At 41.3% G+C, this 16,653-nt stretch carries 15 protein-coding genes; 12 read left to right on the top strand and 3 right to left on the bottom strand.

What is annotated here, in order from left to right; translation table 11 throughout:
• Positions 1–252 precede the first annotated feature (252 nt).
• Positions 253–2,088, top strand: a complete 1,836-nt coding sequence (gene sppA / locus MAS10914_RS0110945) for a signal peptide peptidase SppA (RefSeq protein ID WP_017315977.1) — start codon at positions 253–255, stop codon at positions 2,086–2,088.
• Here the strand turns inward: sppA and MAS10914_RS34085 are convergent.
• The gene (locus MAS10914_RS34085; protein ID WP_156818130.1) at positions 2,062–2,220 is read right to left on the bottom strand and encodes a hypothetical protein; all 159 of its coding nucleotides are present in this window, start codon (positions 2,218–2,220) and stop codon (positions 2,062–2,064) included. The genes sppA and MAS10914_RS34085 overlap by 27 nt on opposite strands.
• Before the next feature lie 135 nt (positions 2,221–2,355).
• Here MAS10914_RS34085 and MAS10914_RS0110940 point away from each other — a divergent pair, with 135 nt between their 5' ends.
• Together MAS10914_RS0110940 and MAS10914_RS0110935 are read left to right on the top strand one after the other, a co-directional pair.
• A complete protein-coding gene (locus MAS10914_RS0110940; protein WP_017315976.1) occupies positions 2,356–2,607 on the top strand; it encodes a hypothetical protein in 252 nt (83 codons plus the stop codon).
• 184 nt (positions 2,608–2,791) lie between these two features.
• A complete protein-coding gene (locus MAS10914_RS0110935; RefSeq protein ID WP_017315975.1) occupies positions 2,792–3,760 on the top strand; it encodes an RsmB/NOP family class I SAM-dependent RNA methyltransferase in 969 nt (322 codons plus the stop codon).
• A gap of 205 nt (positions 3,761–3,965) precedes the next feature.
• Here the strand turns inward: MAS10914_RS0110935 and rplI are convergent, their stop codons facing one another.
• Positions 3,966–4,424: a 50S ribosomal protein L9 gene (gene rplI, locus MAS10914_RS0110930; protein ID WP_017315974.1), complete on the bottom strand. Its 459-nt coding sequence runs from the start codon at positions 4,422–4,424 to the stop codon at positions 3,966–3,968.
• A 208-nt stretch (positions 4,425–4,632) separates the two neighbouring features.
• Positions 4,633–5,406, bottom strand: a complete 774-nt coding sequence (gene gloB, locus MAS10914_RS0110925) for a hydroxyacylglutathione hydrolase (RefSeq protein ID WP_017315973.1) — start codon at positions 5,404–5,406, stop codon at positions 4,633–4,635.
• A gap of 328 nt (positions 5,407–5,734) precedes the next feature.
• On the opposite strand from gloB, the gene MAS10914_RS0110920 reads away from it, so the two are divergent.
• The 9 genes from MAS10914_RS0110920 (at position 5,735) to MAS10914_RS0110880 (ending at position 16,585) form a co-directional block, all read left to right on the top strand.
• A complete protein-coding gene (locus MAS10914_RS0110920) occupies positions 5,735–6,721 on the top strand; it encodes a hypothetical protein (RefSeq protein WP_017315972.1) in 987 nt (328 codons plus the stop codon).
• A 139-nt stretch (positions 6,722–6,860) separates the two neighbouring features.
• Entirely contained in the window at positions 6,861–7,904 is a 1,044-nt protein-coding gene (locus MAS10914_RS0110915; RefSeq protein ID WP_017315971.1) for a glycosyltransferase family 2 protein, read from the top strand.
• Between the two features lie 38 nt (positions 7,905–7,942).
• Positions 7,943–9,106, top strand: a complete 1,164-nt coding sequence (locus MAS10914_RS0110910; RefSeq protein WP_017315970.1) for a glycosyltransferase family 4 protein — start codon at positions 7,943–7,945, stop codon at positions 9,104–9,106.
• A gap of 35 nt (positions 9,107–9,141) precedes the next feature.
• Positions 9,142–11,424 carry an ATP-binding cassette domain-containing protein gene (locus MAS10914_RS0110905; protein WP_017315969.1) on the top strand — a complete coding sequence of 761 codons (2,283 nt, stop codon included), beginning with the start codon at positions 9,142–9,144 and terminating at the stop codon, positions 11,422–11,424.
• Between the two features lie 4 nt (positions 11,425–11,428).
• Entirely contained in the window at positions 11,429–12,640 is a 1,212-nt protein-coding gene (locus MAS10914_RS0110900; protein ID WP_017315968.1) for a glycosyltransferase family 4 protein, read from the top strand.
• A 53-nt stretch (positions 12,641–12,693) separates the two neighbouring features.
• Positions 12,694–13,653: a glycosyltransferase family 10 domain-containing protein gene (locus tag MAS10914_RS0110895; protein ID WP_017315967.1), complete on the top strand. Its 960-nt coding sequence runs from the start codon at positions 12,694–12,696 to the stop codon at positions 13,651–13,653.
• Positions 13,654–13,656: 3 nt separating this feature from the next.
• Positions 13,657–14,631 carry an Npun_R2821/Npun_R2822 family protein gene (locus MAS10914_RS0110890; RefSeq protein WP_017315966.1) on the top strand — a complete coding sequence of 325 codons (975 nt, stop codon included), beginning with the start codon at positions 13,657–13,659 and terminating at the stop codon, positions 14,629–14,631.
• Between the two features lie 12 nt (positions 14,632–14,643).
• Positions 14,644–15,507 (top strand): Npun_R2821/Npun_R2822 family protein, encoded by an 864-nt coding sequence (locus tag MAS10914_RS0110885; protein WP_017315965.1) that lies wholly within the window; start codon positions 14,644–14,646, stop codon positions 15,505–15,507.
• 43 nt (positions 15,508–15,550) lie between these two features.
• On the top strand, positions 15,551–16,585 hold the full coding sequence (locus tag MAS10914_RS0110880; RefSeq protein ID WP_017315964.1) for an Npun_R2821/Npun_R2822 family protein: 1,035 nt from the start codon (positions 15,551–15,553) through the stop codon (positions 16,583–16,585).
• The last annotated feature ends 68 nt before the right edge of the window (positions 16,586–16,653 follow it).

The raw sequence follows: 16,653 nt of genomic DNA, 5'->3' as shown, positions 1-16,653 counted from the left end.
ACACCCAGAACTCAAACCCTTTATCAATCTTTAAAATTCTTATATTTATTCTGATTTCTGGATTCTGAGTTCTGAGTTCTTTTTGATAAGAACCCTCAGTTTTTAGCTCTTTGGGGGACAGGTGTGAGAAATTGAGTGGATTAAAGTGGAAATATCAAGAAGATACAGGGTGAAGTCATTAGTCCTCACTTCCTAAGTCCAAGCACTTAGGACTAATGACTAATGACTAATGACTAATAGCTATTAACAAATATGCCTAATTTTCTCAAACAAACTTTTGCCAGCTTACTCGGAAGCCTACTGGGTCTGTTCATTTTCTGTGGTCTGGGAACAACAGGACTGTTATTGTTGCTATTTGCACTAGGCTCATCCAAAGATGGGGGTCCTGTTGTGAAAGATCAGTCAGTGCTGGTTTTTGACCTGTCCACAAACATCACAGATGGAGAGCCAAGTTCTAGCGAAATGCTTCAGAACGCATTATCAGGTGAAGAAAACAAAAGGATGTCACTCCGCACCGTTTTGAATGCTTTGGAAAAAGCACGGCGTGACAAACGAATTGTCGGTATCTACCTGGATGCAAGTCGCTCTACAGAAGGGAAAACTTCAGGCTTTGCCAGTCTCAAGGAAGTCCGTCAGGCGTTGGAGAAGTTCCGCACTGCTAGGAAAAAGATTGTGGCTTACGGTATGGACTGGGGAGAAAGAGAATATTACTTAAGTTCGGTCGCTGATAGCATTGTCGTTAATCCGTTGGGAGCAGTAGAAATTAACGGTTTTAGCACGCAACCAATGTTTTTAGCAGGAGCATTTCAGAAGTACGGTATTGGCGTTCAGGTTGTACGGGTCGGCAAGTTCAAAGGAGCAGTTGAACCTTATATACTGACAAAGCTAAGTCCAGAAAACCGGGCACAAACTCAGCAATTGTTAAATGATGTTTGGGGAGAGTGGCGTGCTACGGTGGGAGCAAGTCGCAAAATAAAGCCGCAACAGTTGCAGGCGATCGCAGATAGTCAAGCTTTGCTGCTGGCAGATCAAAGCAAAGCCAATCGTTTAGTGGATAAGGTAGCGTATTTCGATCAGGTGGTTACGGACCTTAAAAAATTGACTAACAGCGATAAGGAAGATAAAACATTTCGTCAAATCAGCCTCAGCGATTATGCGGGAGTTCCTGGGAATTCCTTAGGAGTAGAACGCGACTCGGAAAATAAAATTGCGGTAGTTTATGCAGAAGGTGAAATTGTCGATGGTTCAGGAGAAGATGGAGATGTAGGAGGAGAGCGTTTTGCAAAAATCTTCCGGCGACTGCGACAGGATAAAGATGTTAAGGCTGTCGTCTTGCGGATCAACAGCCCAGGTGGTAGTGTGACAGGTTCTGAAGTAATACAACGCGAAGTGCGGCTAACTGAACGAGACAAACCAGTTGTCGTGTCGATGGGTGATATCGCTGCCTCTGGAGGCTATTGGATTGCGACAGACTCCAAACGGATTTTTGCTGAACCAAATACAATTACAGGTTCGATAGGTGTCTTTGGCGTGCTAATTAATGCCCAAAAGCTAGCTAATAACAACGGTATTACTTGGGATTCGGTGAAAACAGCCCGCTATGCTGATAATCAAACGCTTGCTCGTCCCAAATCACCTGAAGAATTAGCAATATACCAGCGCAGTGTTAACCGCATCTACAATCTATTTCTGAATAAAGTGGCACAAGGTCGGAAACTAAGCGAGCAAAAAGTGGCTGAGATTGCTCAAGGACGAGTTTGGTCAGGTACAGCAGCAAAGGGCTTAGGTTTAGTGGATGAAATTGGCGGTTTGGATGCTGCCATTAAATACGCGGCGCAGGCGGCAAATTTGGGAGACAATTGGGAATTGCAAGAATATCCTAGAGCAAGTACCTTTGGAGAAAGCCTATTCGGACGGGTCACTGAAGAAGTTCGGACTGCATTGGGGGTTGATGAAGCGCGACTCAAAGCACCAGATTCGCTGATACCTGAATTCCAAAAACTGCAACAGGAATTAGCAATACTGCAAAAAATGAACGATCCACAAGGTATGTATGCTCGTTTACCCTTTAACTTGCGGATTGAGTGATAACAATAGTTTTTGTAGCGATTGGGCGATCGCCCCCTGCTTAGAGTAAATTACATCACAACTCTTGCCATTGACTTTTACTATATGGGTTAGGGGCGATCGCACTACTCCTGGAGGGAGCATCGCCGTCATTGGGCATTAATTATTAGAACTTGTCGCTTTTGAGCTTAAGCCCCATTAATGTAAATTTAAGGGCACGAGGCTCCTGACAAAATCGACAAGGATGTGTAAAGTAGTTGTTGACTACTTAACCATTCGCAAAACTTTATGCAACTGCCTAAAGATATAAAAACTAAACGCCTTTTGCTCCTTGTTGTTTCCTGTAGTTTGGCTGGTGTTATTGTAGGAGGTACCACAAGTTGGGCAGAGGGGAATTCGTGTTTGCATGCCACTGCAGTGACGAATGAATGTCTGACCCTAGACCAAACGACTAGAACTATAAAGGGAATGAGTACGGGTTTGATAGTTGGGGCTGGGGCGGCTTTTGGTGCAGCATGGCAACATCGGCATGAAGATTGAAAGCGTTTATTATACTTATTAGCTTGTATTTGCCCTTATAGCGGTTCTCAGTTGTATTGAATACAGTTCTTGTGGGGTAGGTATCTTGGCTGCCCTTAATCCAGGACGGGCATCTTGCCCGTCTCACAAGAGAATCTCCAACTTTAATGCATTCAATAAAAAACCGCTATATTTATAAAATTTTATGGAGAAAGCTTCTAATTTATTATTTAAACTTTCGCGCCGTTTGTTTAAAAACTTAGATGAACAAGAGAAATTTGTTGAGGCTTTAATTCATCCTAAACCTTTCCATCCCTGCATTCTGTGGTGTCAAGAAAAGCCGGAATTTTCTCCCTTTTCTGTAGAAACACCAACAGCTTGGCAACCACAATTCATAGACCGTTTATCACTTGGAGAAAAACCTGGTCAAAATCGCCTGCACGAGCAGGGATATTTTTATTGCTTAGATTTTTCTTCTGTGTTTGCAGCTTCTATTTTGTTAACAATTTCTAGCCCTGTCAAGTTAGTTTTTGATATGTGTGCCGCACCAGGAGGGAAGAGTGTCTTTGCTTGGAAAGGCTTGCAGCCTGAATTGCTAATAAGTAATGAAGTCATTGGCAAACGCTTAGGAATGTTAATTTCTAATTTAAAGCGCTGTCATATTAGCCCCTGTGGTGTAGTTAATAAAGATTCTAGTATTTTCGCTGAAAGGATACCTTTATCTAGTGATGTAGTTATAGTGGATGCCCCTTGTACTGGGCAATCTTTACTTGCTAAAGGGGAGAAAGCACCAGGATGTTTTCATCCGACTGTTATTAATAAGAGTGCAAATCGGCAAAAGAGGATCATAGCTAATTCTGCTCAGATTGTTTCACCACAAGGATACCTTGCTTATATGACTTGCACCTATTCTCCTGAGGAAAATGAGGAAGTTTGTGAATGGTTTTTGGAAAGGTTTCCTGAGTTTCAAGCGGTGGAGATTAGTCATTTACAAAATTATCAATCGCATTTAACTTCTGTGCCTTGTTATCGGATGTTTCCTCAGGATAGGTTGGGCGCAGGTGCGTTTACAGTGCTGTTTAAAAATACCGACGAGGGTGAGACAAAGGAGATAGATGTGGAGACTTTATCTGCGGTTTGGATGAACACAAACCGCGAGGACACCAAGAAATAATATCCTGTCTAGTTAATATCCTGTCTAGTTAAATAATCGTATGGAAGTTAGTAGTGAGGACTTTAGTCCTCTCCGCTAAAGCAAGGACTAAAGTCCTTACTACAAAAATGAATCACAGATAAATACAGATAGACACAGATATGTAAGATTTATCTGTGTCTATCTGTCCCCGCACTTTGCACCAGGCTTCAGCTGAGTAGAATTTTTAGCTAGCTACAACTTGAATACTAACTTTTGCTGTTACATCAGAATACAGCTTAATTTCAGCCTCATAAGTGCCTAAGTTGCCAATATCGGGTATGGTAATACCACGCCGATCCACTTCCAGTCCTGTGGTTTGTTGAATGACATCTGCCACGTCTTGGGTAGTGACTGTACCGAAAATAGATTCGGCTTCACCAGCCTGTTTGGCAATTTGGTAGCTTTCAACTTTTTCCAAAGCTGCTTTTTGCTCTTGAGCTTGTTGCTTCAATTCTAACTGCCGCTGGCGTTCTAACTCGCGACGACGTTCGACTTGCTTGAGAATACCAGGAGTGGCACGAGTTGCCAAACTTTGGGGAATTAAGTAGTTACGAGCATAGCCAGGAGCAACTTCTACCAAGTCGCCAGATTTCCCTAGCTTGCTAACATCCTGAGTTAAAACTAACTGTATGCGTTTCGCCATCGTTGTTCGTTGTTCTCTGCTTTCTCTAAAATCTTAATTGCTTGGGCAACAGCCGGCTAGTTCACATGAGTGTAGCTGTATCTCAAGCAGCTCTGCGTATAGCCCGAAACTTACAAATCATAGCGAAATGTAGGGGCAATGGCAACTGTTAAGAGTAAGAAAATCAACGCACTCTTTTGTCCAGACGTGCCATGGCACGTCTGAACATCTAAAACTTATCTTTCATTCCTCGTACCCGTGCAAAGGTTTGCGCTGCGTCGCGACTGTTGGCAGCTAATTGTAATGCTGGCTGATCCCAACGTAAAAAGGGATTTGTGCGCTTTTCCACCCCTAAAAGCGAGGGAACTGTGGCTTCTTGCCGACTCCGGGACGCCTTCACCTCATGATAACGGGTTTGTAAGTCGGCGTTTTGTGCATCTACAGTGAGGGCGAATTGCAAATTTTTTAGAGTGTATTCGTGAGCACACCAGACACGGGTATGGTCAGGTAATGAGCGGAGTTTGCTTAATGAATCTACCATTTGTGTTGGTGTCCCTTCAAATAAACGACCGCAACCACCAGCAAACAGGGTATCGCCGCAGAATAACTCACCCGTTTCACCTGGGTTCTGTGGAGGAAAATAATAGGCAATATGAGCGCGGGTATGTCCAGGAACGAAGATAACCTCAGCTGTTCTATCTGCAAATTGGACGCGATCGCCTTGTTGTAAAAATACCTGCTGTCCTGGTATTCTCCCCTTATCTGCCGATCCACCATACACTGTTAATTGAGGGAATTGCTCAATGAGTTGGCGGTTCCCTCCCACATGATCTTGATGATGGTGCGTGTTAAAAATCGCCACCAACTCAGCCTTTAATTCTTTGAGTTTCTGCAAAACTGGTTCCGCCTCGGCTGGATCGACAACAGCAGCAACATTTTGCTTGGGATCGTGCAGCACAAAGATGTAATTATCTGAAAGTGCTGCTAAACGGATGACCTGCATTTCCTTTGTCTCCCTCATAAGTAGATATCTGATACAATAATGTTCATTTAAAACCGTAATTATACTGAAATTTTATTGCTCATAAGTACTATTGTTATCAATTTATCAGTAAAATTGCTCTGGGACGAACAGCAAATATAAAGTTAGATTTATTTTGTTTGTTTTGATTTTTTTATCTACCTAAAAGTTTCAGTATCAAATTTACTACAACCTGCTAAATTTAATCATTTTTCAATCTTTGAACATATTTGTTGTTCTGATTAAAGGATGAGTAATTAAAGATTGTCTTTGTTGCTATTGTGATTACAAATTTTTTATTTAACTAAAAATGTACAATCAACTCCGTCAAACAGTTAAAGAGCTTGTCAACAACATCCGTTATCCAAAGCGTATCCTGATTGTCCGGCAAAGCGATCACCAGTCAACATACAATGACTACTTTCTTTATTGGGTCAGTCAACATTGTCCTGAAGCGGCAAATCTGTTTGAACTCCATTATCTTCCTTGTCAAATTACCAACTGGGATCGCTATGCTCTATTCTTACCTTGGCTGCAAGACCCTCTGAAAGAACGATTTCCTCATATTTATCAATATGCCAAGGAATTAGAAGTAAAGTGTCTGGAACACAATATTCCCGTTATTAATCCCGTTGATAAACTTTCCAACTCAGTTAAATCAGTTGCAGCACGAATAATTCGCAGTGTAGGTATTCGTACTGCTGAAACGGTGCCAATTACCGAGCCAGAAGATTTCAAAAAAACGCTAGGAGGATTATCAACTCCCTTTTTTATCCGCGAAGACTACGTTCATGGTAGCAAAACCTTTTTCATAAAACATCCTGATGAACTGCAAAACGTACCTTTTGAGAAATTATTGGCTCCCATTGCAGTAGAATTTATTGATACCAAGGGAAAGGATGGTCTGTATCGTAAGTATCGCTACTTTGCGATCGCTGATGAGGGAATTCCAGGTCCATTGATGGTTTCTCAAGCTTGGGAAGTGCGTGACAAGAACCGCGTCGTTAATGAAGCAACCATAGCTGAAGATATTGCTTATTTCAGTGGCGAAGACCCCAATCATCAAAAATTGCAACAGGCACGCAAGGCATTAGGTTTCGATTACATGGCTTTTGATTACAGCTATGACGCACAGGGAAACATGGTCGTTTGGGAACCCAATCCTTTCGCAGTTATCTGGAGTTCAAGACTACCATATCAAATGCCTTCAATTAATCGCATATATACAGCACTGCTGAAGTTTTATCTAGAACGTGCCCAAATCTCAGTGACAACGCCGACTATTGCCAGCAAATAATAGAGTATTTACACTGTTGTGTCAGTCAATAGCTAAGGTTTCTTTGGTGTATCAACGAATTCTCAATCTATAATTAAGCTGTTTCTGGTCTCTTACCAGTAGCAATCATGACTTTCTCCAACGTAAGAGAGTTTGACCCATGACTCCACTTGTCTCTATAGTTGTCACCTGTTTTAATCAAGCGAGCTACCTAGAACGCTCGGTTAAAAGCGTACTTTCGCAAACATTCACTGACCTTGAATGCATTATCGTAGATGATGGCTCTAAGGATAATACTAAAGAGGTAGCTCAGGAGTTGCTTAGTCTCGATTCACGAGTCAGTTTCTTTTATAAAGAAAATGGCGGCGTCTCCTCAGCTCGTAACTTTGGCTTTAGACAGGCAAAAGGCAAGTGGATTCAATTTTTAGATGGAGATGACTGGATTCACGAAGATAAAATTAGATTCCAATTAAGCCATTTAAATGGGTCAGAAGGTGAAAATACTTTATTTTATACAGATTATGAACGGGTCTTTCTAGACAAAGAAGGAAATATTACGAAAAGGGTAGAAAATATTGTTGGTTCTTTGACGACAGAGCAATTGATTCAGCGATTACTCATTCCTGATTTTTTGGTTGATTCCCCTTTTCCCGTCCTTCAGCAATGCTTGTTAATGCATAGAAGTATTTTCCAGAAAAAAATGTTCGATGAACGGCTTAAAGCTCTCCAAGATAGAGATTTTACCTTGGATTTGCTTTTAGCTGGTGTCAATTTTGTCTACGCTCCTATGGTGGGAGCTTACTATACAAAACATCAGTCGAATAGAACTAATAATTGGTCTTATATGAAAAATTATTACATTATGTTCTACGAGACTGTGTGCGGCAAGCACCCAGAGTTAATTCCCTTATCCCAAGTGGGTATTAGTTTTTTGCTGAGAGAAGCAATTCGGGAAAAGGATAAAAAGAATTTTGACAGACTAATGACAATGCTGCATCCTCCTTTTTATCTATTAGATAATAACAAAATTAGGATTAATAACACCTTTATCCTCAAACTCATTTACATCGCCAGGTTAATAATTCCTAGCTTCTTACTCTATGAAAAAGACAGGGGACCACGCTCCAAAAAAGTTTTATCGTTTATTGGTAAATTAACCAACTGGCAAAAACCAGAGAACCAAAGTTATATGAGCGGTCAATAAGAAATTAGACTTATGTACAACAAGCAAGTGAAATAGCAATGACAGCCAAAGTTTCATTAGTTGTTAGCGACCTAGCAGGAGGCGGAAGCGTCCGGGCATTTTTACTTGCTCAAGTACTTAAAAGCCTTAATTACCAGGTAGAAATTGTCGGTTTTCTTTACGGAAAAGAACTATATGCAATTCCTCCTTCTGGAATTCCAGTTGTTTCCGTTCCAGGGACAAACTATCCTGAGTTTTTAATATCAACTCGGAAGCTGTTGCAAAAACTAGATGGAGATATTATTTACGCAGTAAAACCTAAACCTACGAGTTTTGGGGTGTCTCTTTTGGGGAAATTCCGCAGCCGTCGTCCTTTACTTTTAGATATGGATGATTGGGAACTGAGTTGGTATGGGGGAATGAACTGGAAGTATCGTCCCAATCCCAAGCAATTGTATCGCGACGTTTTCAAGAAGAATGGTGCCTTGAGATTTCCTGATCATCCGCTGTATTTAAGCTGGATGGAAAGCGTGGTGGCAAAAGCAGATGCGCTAACGATAGATACTGACTTTCTCAAACAACGCTTTGGCGGTGTCTATGTGCCTAACGGCAAGGATACTGTAATGTTTGATCCTAGTAAATATAACCCTGAGAAAAGTAGAGAGCGTTATGGTCTTTCTAAGTATCGAATTCTTATGTTTCCAGGAGCACCACGACGTCATAAGGGGGTTGAAGATGTCTTAATGGCGTTAGATTTACTCAATCAGCCAGATTTGAGACTTGTGATCGTTGGTGGCAGTCCTTACGATGACTATGATGATAGACTCATTCAGCAATGGGGACGTTGGATTATCAAGTTGCCAAAGTCTCCTGTGGAAGTCATGCCAGAGATTGTAGCAGCTGCACACATTGTAGTTGTTCCCCAGCGAGATACGATCATCGCTCACGCCCAATTTCCCCTGAAGTTAACCGATGGTATGGCAATGGCTAAACCTGTTTTATCAACTAAAGTTGGTGATATTCCAGAAATTTTAGGAGATACTGGTTATCTTGTTGACCCAGGTTGTCCAGAGCAAATTGCCGAGAAAATACAATTGATATTTGAGAATTTAGAGGCAGCAAACGAGCGAGGCAATAGAGCCAGAGAAAGATGTGTAAAACATTATAGTGTAGAGACAATGGCATCTACGCTATCTCAAGTCATTACCGGAATTAAGATTTAGGCATAATTTTCAGTAGCGGCAATAAATTATTGCATATGTTAATTGATAAACAATCTAAGTTAAAACGCTCCATCTTCACCAATCCGGTACTGCTCAGATTTGCCAAACCCTATCCTTGGTGGATTTTGCTGACAATCATTTTGGGTTTTTCTGGAGCTTTATTTAATGGTGTAGGTACAGCCCTGATTGTACCAGTAGTTCTCAAAATTGTCGGACAAGAAGTCAATTTTGATGGTGCGCCAGCCATTCTTCAAGGCATCATGGAACCTTTTGATAATGTTCCAGAAAATTACCGCTTATTAGTCATGGCTGGAGCAATTGTATTCACAATTTTTTTAAAAAATGCCGCTAGTTACGCTAGTACGTTGGTATCAAGTTCTCTCTCGCGTATATTAACCGGGGATATGCGCGAAGCTGGTTTAAAGATATTATTAGATGTTGATTTAGATTATTATACCAAGATGCAAGTTGGTGATTTAATCAACCGTCTTGGTGGAGAAGTAGCCCGTGCTGCTAGCGCTATAAGTAGTTTAATTAAATTAGTTATTATTTCAATTACAATTTTAGTTTTTGTAGGGTTGTTGATGTCAATTTCTTGGCAGTTAACAATTGCTACTACAGTTTTACTATCTTTGGTTACGTTGATAAACCAGTTCGCAATTTCCCGTTCAAGAAATTTTGGCAAGATGTTGTCTGAGATGTCTAAGATGTACTCCATCACTGTTTTAGAAACACTGATGGGGATTCGCTTGGTAAAGGCAACAGGAAATGAACAAAGAGAATATTTAAAGATAAAAAAACTCATTCGCGATCGCGAACAAGCAGATTTTCAATCTCAGGTTTACACAGAACTCATTACCCCTGTTAGTGAGTTAACTGGCATTGTCACGTTAATGTTGATTGTGTTTCTGGGACGCACCTTTTTTGCAGACCAGGTAGCCTCTCTATCTGCTGTTTTACTCACATATTTATTAGTGCTCCTGCGACTGTTGCCATTTATTTCTCAGTTAAATTCTCTTCGCAGTAGCTTTGCCGCTTCCGCTACGAGTGTGGATATTGCGGCTGATTTTTTACGGCGTGATAATAAGCCGATCATGCCAAACGGTAAACTGGGCTACTCAAAACTACACAAGGGTGTACATTTTAACTGGGTTTCCTTTGCGTACCCTGGTCATGATAAGTCGGTCATAAAAGATGTAGATTTATACATACCGCGCGGTACAACACTAGCGTTGGTAGGAAGTTCTGGTGCAGGTAAATCTACACTAGCAGACCTCTTACCCAGATTTTACGACCCCACATCTGGCAGTATTACTATCGACGACGTCGATTTACGCGATTTTGATTTGACATCCCTGCGAAAGGCAATGGGAATTGTTAGTCAAGATACTTTTTTGTTTAATAACTCGGTGCAGTATAACATTGCTTATGGGCAACCTGAAGCTACACACGAAGAAATTATCCTAGCAGCAAAGCGGGCAAATGCTTATGAATTTATTAGCAAATTACCGCAGGGATTTGATACCCTTATTGGCGATCGCGGTGTGATGTTGTCTGGAGGACAAAGACAACGCCTTGCCATAGCGCGTGCTTTGCTACAAGACCCAGAAATTCTCATCTTAGACGAAGCAACCAGCGCCTTAGATACTGTTTCCGAACGCCTAGTCCAAGGAGCACTTGATGAGCTTAGTCGCGATCGCACAACCTTGGTGATTGCTCACCGCCTTTCCACAGTACAAAAAGCCGATCAAATCGCCGTATTGGATCAAGGACGAGTGGTAGAGGTCGGAAATCATGAAGAACTTTTACGAAAAGGCGGTTTCTACTCGCGCCTGTACGCAATGCAATTTGCCCACAAGACAGCAGTAGCCAAAAAACGCAAGCAAAGCTTAATCCGCATTTCTCACGAAATTCGCACGCGGCTTGACTCTATGCTAGGTTTTTTGCGCTTGTTACTGGACAACATGGAAGACAATTCCCAAGAGCGACAGGAATTAATAGAACAATCTTACAAATCAGCCTTGAAAATTCTCAATACTGTAGATATTTTTGACGATATTGTTAACCTACAGACAAACTGGCAATCTTTTTCAGCTACAGAAGAAAAGAACGGGGTCACTCCTCAGCCTGAAGCTTTGAAGGTCATATCTGAGGAGTTTAGAACCGGTCTTAAACCCATGATTGACTCCCTTCGTTCCCTTGCTGATAATTTAGTAGACACGCCTCAAAGACGAAACCAAATCCTTTCAGAAGCTTATCACTATGCGATGAACCTACTTGATAAATTAGAGCATTTTGAGGATAGCGTTAAAGTCTAAAATTATGAAAAAACCTGCATCTAAAACAGATTATATTTTTTTTATTGGAGATGAGTTACCTAAACCAGAAGCTCACTTAGTTCAGTCTACAAATTCGGCCAATGCCGCCGCAAACTTAGGTTATTCAACAATTTTGGTGTATCTCTATAAAGGATTAGCAGCGTTCAACCCAATTGATTTGCTTCTTCCTTTTCGACCCAGAAAAACACCAGAACCTCTGGTGAAATATTATAACCTTCAAGACAAACTAAAAGTTGCTCCTCTACCTATGCCTTGGCCTATTGACTCTTTTCCAAGCAAAATTACAAACTCTAACACAATCGCCTCAAAGTATTATTTGCCTTTTCACATACTACCTAAAACCAAACTTGTCCATAGCCGTGACTGGAACTTTGTAAAAGCTGCTGTTAAAAATGGAGTTCCAGCAATTTACGAACACCATCATCACGAAGACAAGCCATTTGAACCAGAAATAGTTAATAGTCCGCTGTTTCAAGTTGCTGTAACAGTTGCTGATACAGTCCGAGAAACTATGATCCAACATGGAATGCCACCGGAAAAATTGATTAAGCTACACAATGGCTACAATCGCTTGTTTATGATGAGACAGCCGGAGAAAGCAGCAGAATGGCGCAAAAAACTACTGGTAGATGGACGCTCACATCTAGTAGTCTATGCGGGAGCGCTACGACAATTTAAAGGCATTAATGTGCTAATTGATGTTGCAGGTGCAATGCCAAATATTCAATTCGTCTGTGCAGGCGGTGATGAGAAAGAAGTTGCACATTATCGGCAATTAGCCAAAGAAAAACAGGTTAACAACATGACATTTTTGGGCTACATCTTACACGAAGATTTAGCATCTTTGCTGCAAGCCGCCGATATATTGGCTCACCCCCATTGTTCAGGAAATGCAGCAACTTTCACCTCTCCCCTCAAATTGTTTGACTACTTTGCCTCTGGGACTCCGATTGTAGCGACGGAAATACCCTCATTAATCGAGTTTAAGAATACGAAGGCGATCGCCGCTTGGTGTGAGCCAGATAACCCCAGCCAATTTGCAACAGCAGTAGCACAGGTACTAAAAACTCATCCCCGCAAAATCGAAGGTTATTCAGATACAACTGATTTTGTCAAGCAATTTTCTTGGGAAAATCGCGCTGCCAAAATTCTCAGTTACGTAGACGAATCTCTGCGTCCGCAAATCGTTGCATAAAATTTGGGGAGATAGGGTGAGTAATGACTAATGACTAATAACTATTGACTAAAATGAGCATAAAAACTATTGGTATGATCAGCAGCTATCGCGGTCTTGAGAAAAAAGCCGACTGGCTGTGGCAACAAACCCCCGAACAATTTGGTGTCTGGCGCAACATACAAATGCAAGCAACAGCACCAAAGCCAGATTTTCTGCTCATGTATCAATTTGACTTTCCTGCTGCTCCCCAGCAGAAAAGTTGGTGGAAACCTTTTCGCAAACAATCTCAAAAATCAGAATTAAACATCAACTCTCTCTTGCGCGGAGTTCCCAAAGAACAGGTGATTTATCTCCTGCGAGAACCACCATTAGATGAAGTGGTTGAAATAAGTAAACAGAATTATCAACAAGCCAAAAAGTATTGCGGTTACGTATCAGGTCCGGATGATTTTGCTCCCACTCCCAACTACATGCCTGCTATTTGGTATCATAGCAACTCGTTTCGCGAATTAAATGAAATGCGACCGCCCGAAAAGGTAGCCCCTTGCAGTTGGATTACCTCTGGTATTAGCCGTACAGCCAACCATCGCCAGCGGTTACAGTTTTTGCAGGCTTTACAAACAAGTGAAGTTAAGTTTGATTTGTATGGACGCGGCTTACCCGCAGGGGCAAAAACATCGGGAGAACTCGGCAATAAATGGTATGGCATGGCACCATACTATTACAATCTGGCAATTGAAAACTATGCCGAAAATAATTGGTATGTGAGTGAAAAACTTTGGGATGCATTGCTAGCATGGTGCTTGCCAATTTACTATGGAGGACCTGCTGCCGATAAATTATTACCACCAGGTAGTTTTTTGCGATTACCCAGCTTGGATGAAAAAGGCATTGCCTACATTCAAGAAGTCACTGCTACCCCTGACGCTTGGTATGCGGCAAAAGATGCGATCGCCGAAGCGCGGCAAATTATCTTACACGAACTCAATCTCATGAACTGGCTATCTAACTTTGTTGCTAAAACAACCTAAAATATGAACGGTATTTGCACCCTTGCCAATGATGTAGTGTTCGACCAATTGGTCGCTTTGCTTAATAGTATCGAGGTTATATTAGGCTCAGAAACTCCTGTTTGCATATATCCTTTTGATGATCGGCTAGAGCGGATTTCGGCTGAAATTGCGACTCGTCCCAATGTGTTTATTTACGACGATGAAGAATCCATCGAGCGCTGGGATCAATTCATGCTTGCAGCAGCACCCGAGCGTTTGAACCGGAGTAAATTTAGACTTTATGGTGCTCACCGCCGTTTTTGTGCTTTTGATGCTCCCTTTGATAAATTTATCTACTTGGATGCTGACACTCTAGTGATGAACTCACTGGCGGCGGTGTTTGAGAAGTTAGAAAATTATGATTGGGTCGTCTACGATTTCCAATATAAAGATGTTAGTAAAGTTTACAACCCAAACTCTCCAAAGTTAATCAAAGTTTTTGAGCAAAGCCGGCTTGATTCAGAAATATTTTGCTCAGGATTTTATGCCTCAAAACGGGGCATTTTTAACGCAGAGCAAAGAGCGTGGCTGATATCCCAATTGCAAGAAGCTGGTGAGGCAGAAATTTTGTACTCAGGCGCTGGTGAACAACCACTGCTGAACTATATGGTCATGAGGTCTGGTCTTGCCATTTATAACTTTGCTTTGCAACTACGAGATAGTGGAGCAACCGGATGTTCTGTCACCTCAAAGCACTTCGAGGAACGAGACCATATTCTATATGATAAAGGTAATCGACTCACATACCTGCATTATATAGGAGTTCCACCTCATATTACTCAGGCAGTTTGTGCTGGCGAAAACATTGAGTTTCCCTATCGAGATTTATTTCTCTACTATCGTTACCTTCGCGAACCAGAGAAGCGTCCAGTTTTTAAAACTTTGCCAAAAAGTGCTGACGCTCCGCCACCGAGTTTGCTCAAAAGAGCTTTGAGAAAATTAAAATTAATTAGTTAAGGATAACCACCTATGACTCGGGGAATTTATATTGTTGCTAATGACCGCGTTTTGGATAATGCTATTACATTATTAAATAGCATTAGGCTCTACGACAAGGAAGTTCCAATTTTTCTCATACCATTTAATGACGATTATCAAAATGTAGCCAATACCCTCTCTGGTTTACACAACGTTCAGGTTTTTCCCAATGTAGAATTTGTTGATACTTTCACCAAACGCATAGGAGAAATTTTTCCACGGGACTTCTTAGCCCTACCCAACAAAATGCGTAAACTGGTGGTATGGTTTGGTCCTTTAGATGAGTTTATTTATATTGATACGGATATTATTGTTTTTGAGAAAATCGCCGACAATTTAGATAAGCTATCGGAAGTTGATTTCTTCTGTTGTGATTATCATCATAAAAGTGAGGGGCTGCGAAATATCTTTTCGCCCTTTGTGAGAGAACAGCACATTTTTTCTGAAGAACAACTCCAAGACGTGTTCAACAGTGGATTTTGGGCTTCTAGAAAGGGAGTGATAACCGAGCAACAAATGGAGGACTCTTTGCGTGAGTGTTCAATGCACAAGGAGTATTTTGACTTTTCCCAAGGAGTGACAGACCAGCCCATTCTGAACTACTTAGTGCTGAAACATATTGCTAAACGCTGTAATCTCGTCAGACTTCCTGGAGGAGAAACAGGTAGTTGGGCGGGTTCGCGTCATTTTCAGGAGAAGGATTACGTTCTCTATGACCAAGGTAAAAAGCTGAAATATCTCCATTGGGCTGGTACACCCATAAAGCCAGGTGGTTCCTATTGGAAATTGTGGGAACACTATCGCTACCTTCATGAAGAAAGGCTTCCCCTACTGCAAAGACTTTTTCGCCGTTAATTCCCTTTTTTGCTAGCTGCACTTACCTAAAGGAGGTTTTACGATGATAGACGGCATCTACACCCTAGCAAATGATGTGGTCTATGACCAACTCGTTGCCTTGCTTAACAGTATAGAAGTTAATGCAGGTAGAGAAATTCCCGTTTGCGTCATTCCCTATAACGATCGCCTCGACAGGGTGCGTGCGGAAATAGCAGCTAGAAAGAATGTAACACTTTTGGAGGATTCTGCTGTAATTGCTTACTGGGAAAATTTTGCTACCCAAGCGTGGAAAGCTCATCTCAGAGCACAAAGGACTTGGAGAGAATGGGGCTTTCCAGACAACTATCGTCTAGCCATGCACCGCAAGCTTTGTGGTATTCATGGTGTATTTGACAAATTTATTTACTTTGACGCAGATACTCTGCTCATGGGGCCTCTAGACTACATATATCATAAGTTAAATAACTATGATTGGGTAACAAATGATTTTCAGTATAAGTCTGACTTAAAATATATTTTTGACGGAGCCTCCGAGCTTATCCAAAAAGTTTTTTCCGAAGAAAACCTACAGTCCAAATTATTCTGCGCTGGTTGGTTTGCTGCTAAAAAAAATGTTTTTACTGATGCAATGGTAGCAAATTTACTAGACAAATTAAAGTCAGGTGAAGCTGACGTAATGGCATTGGGAGGACCTGACCAATCCTTATTTAACTATATGATTTGCCGTAGTGGAATATCCTACTACAACTTTGCCTATTCTGATACAAAACATGTAACTGGTAATCACTGGTCTTCTCAATTTGATGTAGTAGACAACGTTTTATACGACCACGGGCGTCGGCTGACATACATACATTACATGAGTGTGCCCTCATCAAGCTTTACACGTCTTTGTGCAGGAGAGGATGTCTCTATTCCATATAGAGAAGTGTTCCTACATTACCGTTACCTCAAGTCTCCAGAATCTAGACCTAAAACCTTTACCCGCCCAAGTCAGCTAATGCGTCTGCAAAAGTCTACCAGCAGTTTTTTAAAGCAAAAAATCAGTAATTTTCAGCTTAAGTATCGCAATTTTAAGGATAAAATCAATAATTGATTCTGAATGAAAGAATGATGATATAAAAATAAAATATAAACAGGGTAAGCGTTATCTACCCTGTTTAT

Source organism: Mastigocladopsis repens PCC 10914, from assembly GCF_000315565.1.
GTDB classification, from domain to species: domain Bacteria; phylum Cyanobacteriota; class Cyanobacteriia; order Cyanobacteriales; family Nostocaceae; genus Mastigocladopsis; species Mastigocladopsis repens.
This window is presented reverse-complemented; position numbering and strand designations above follow the sequence as displayed.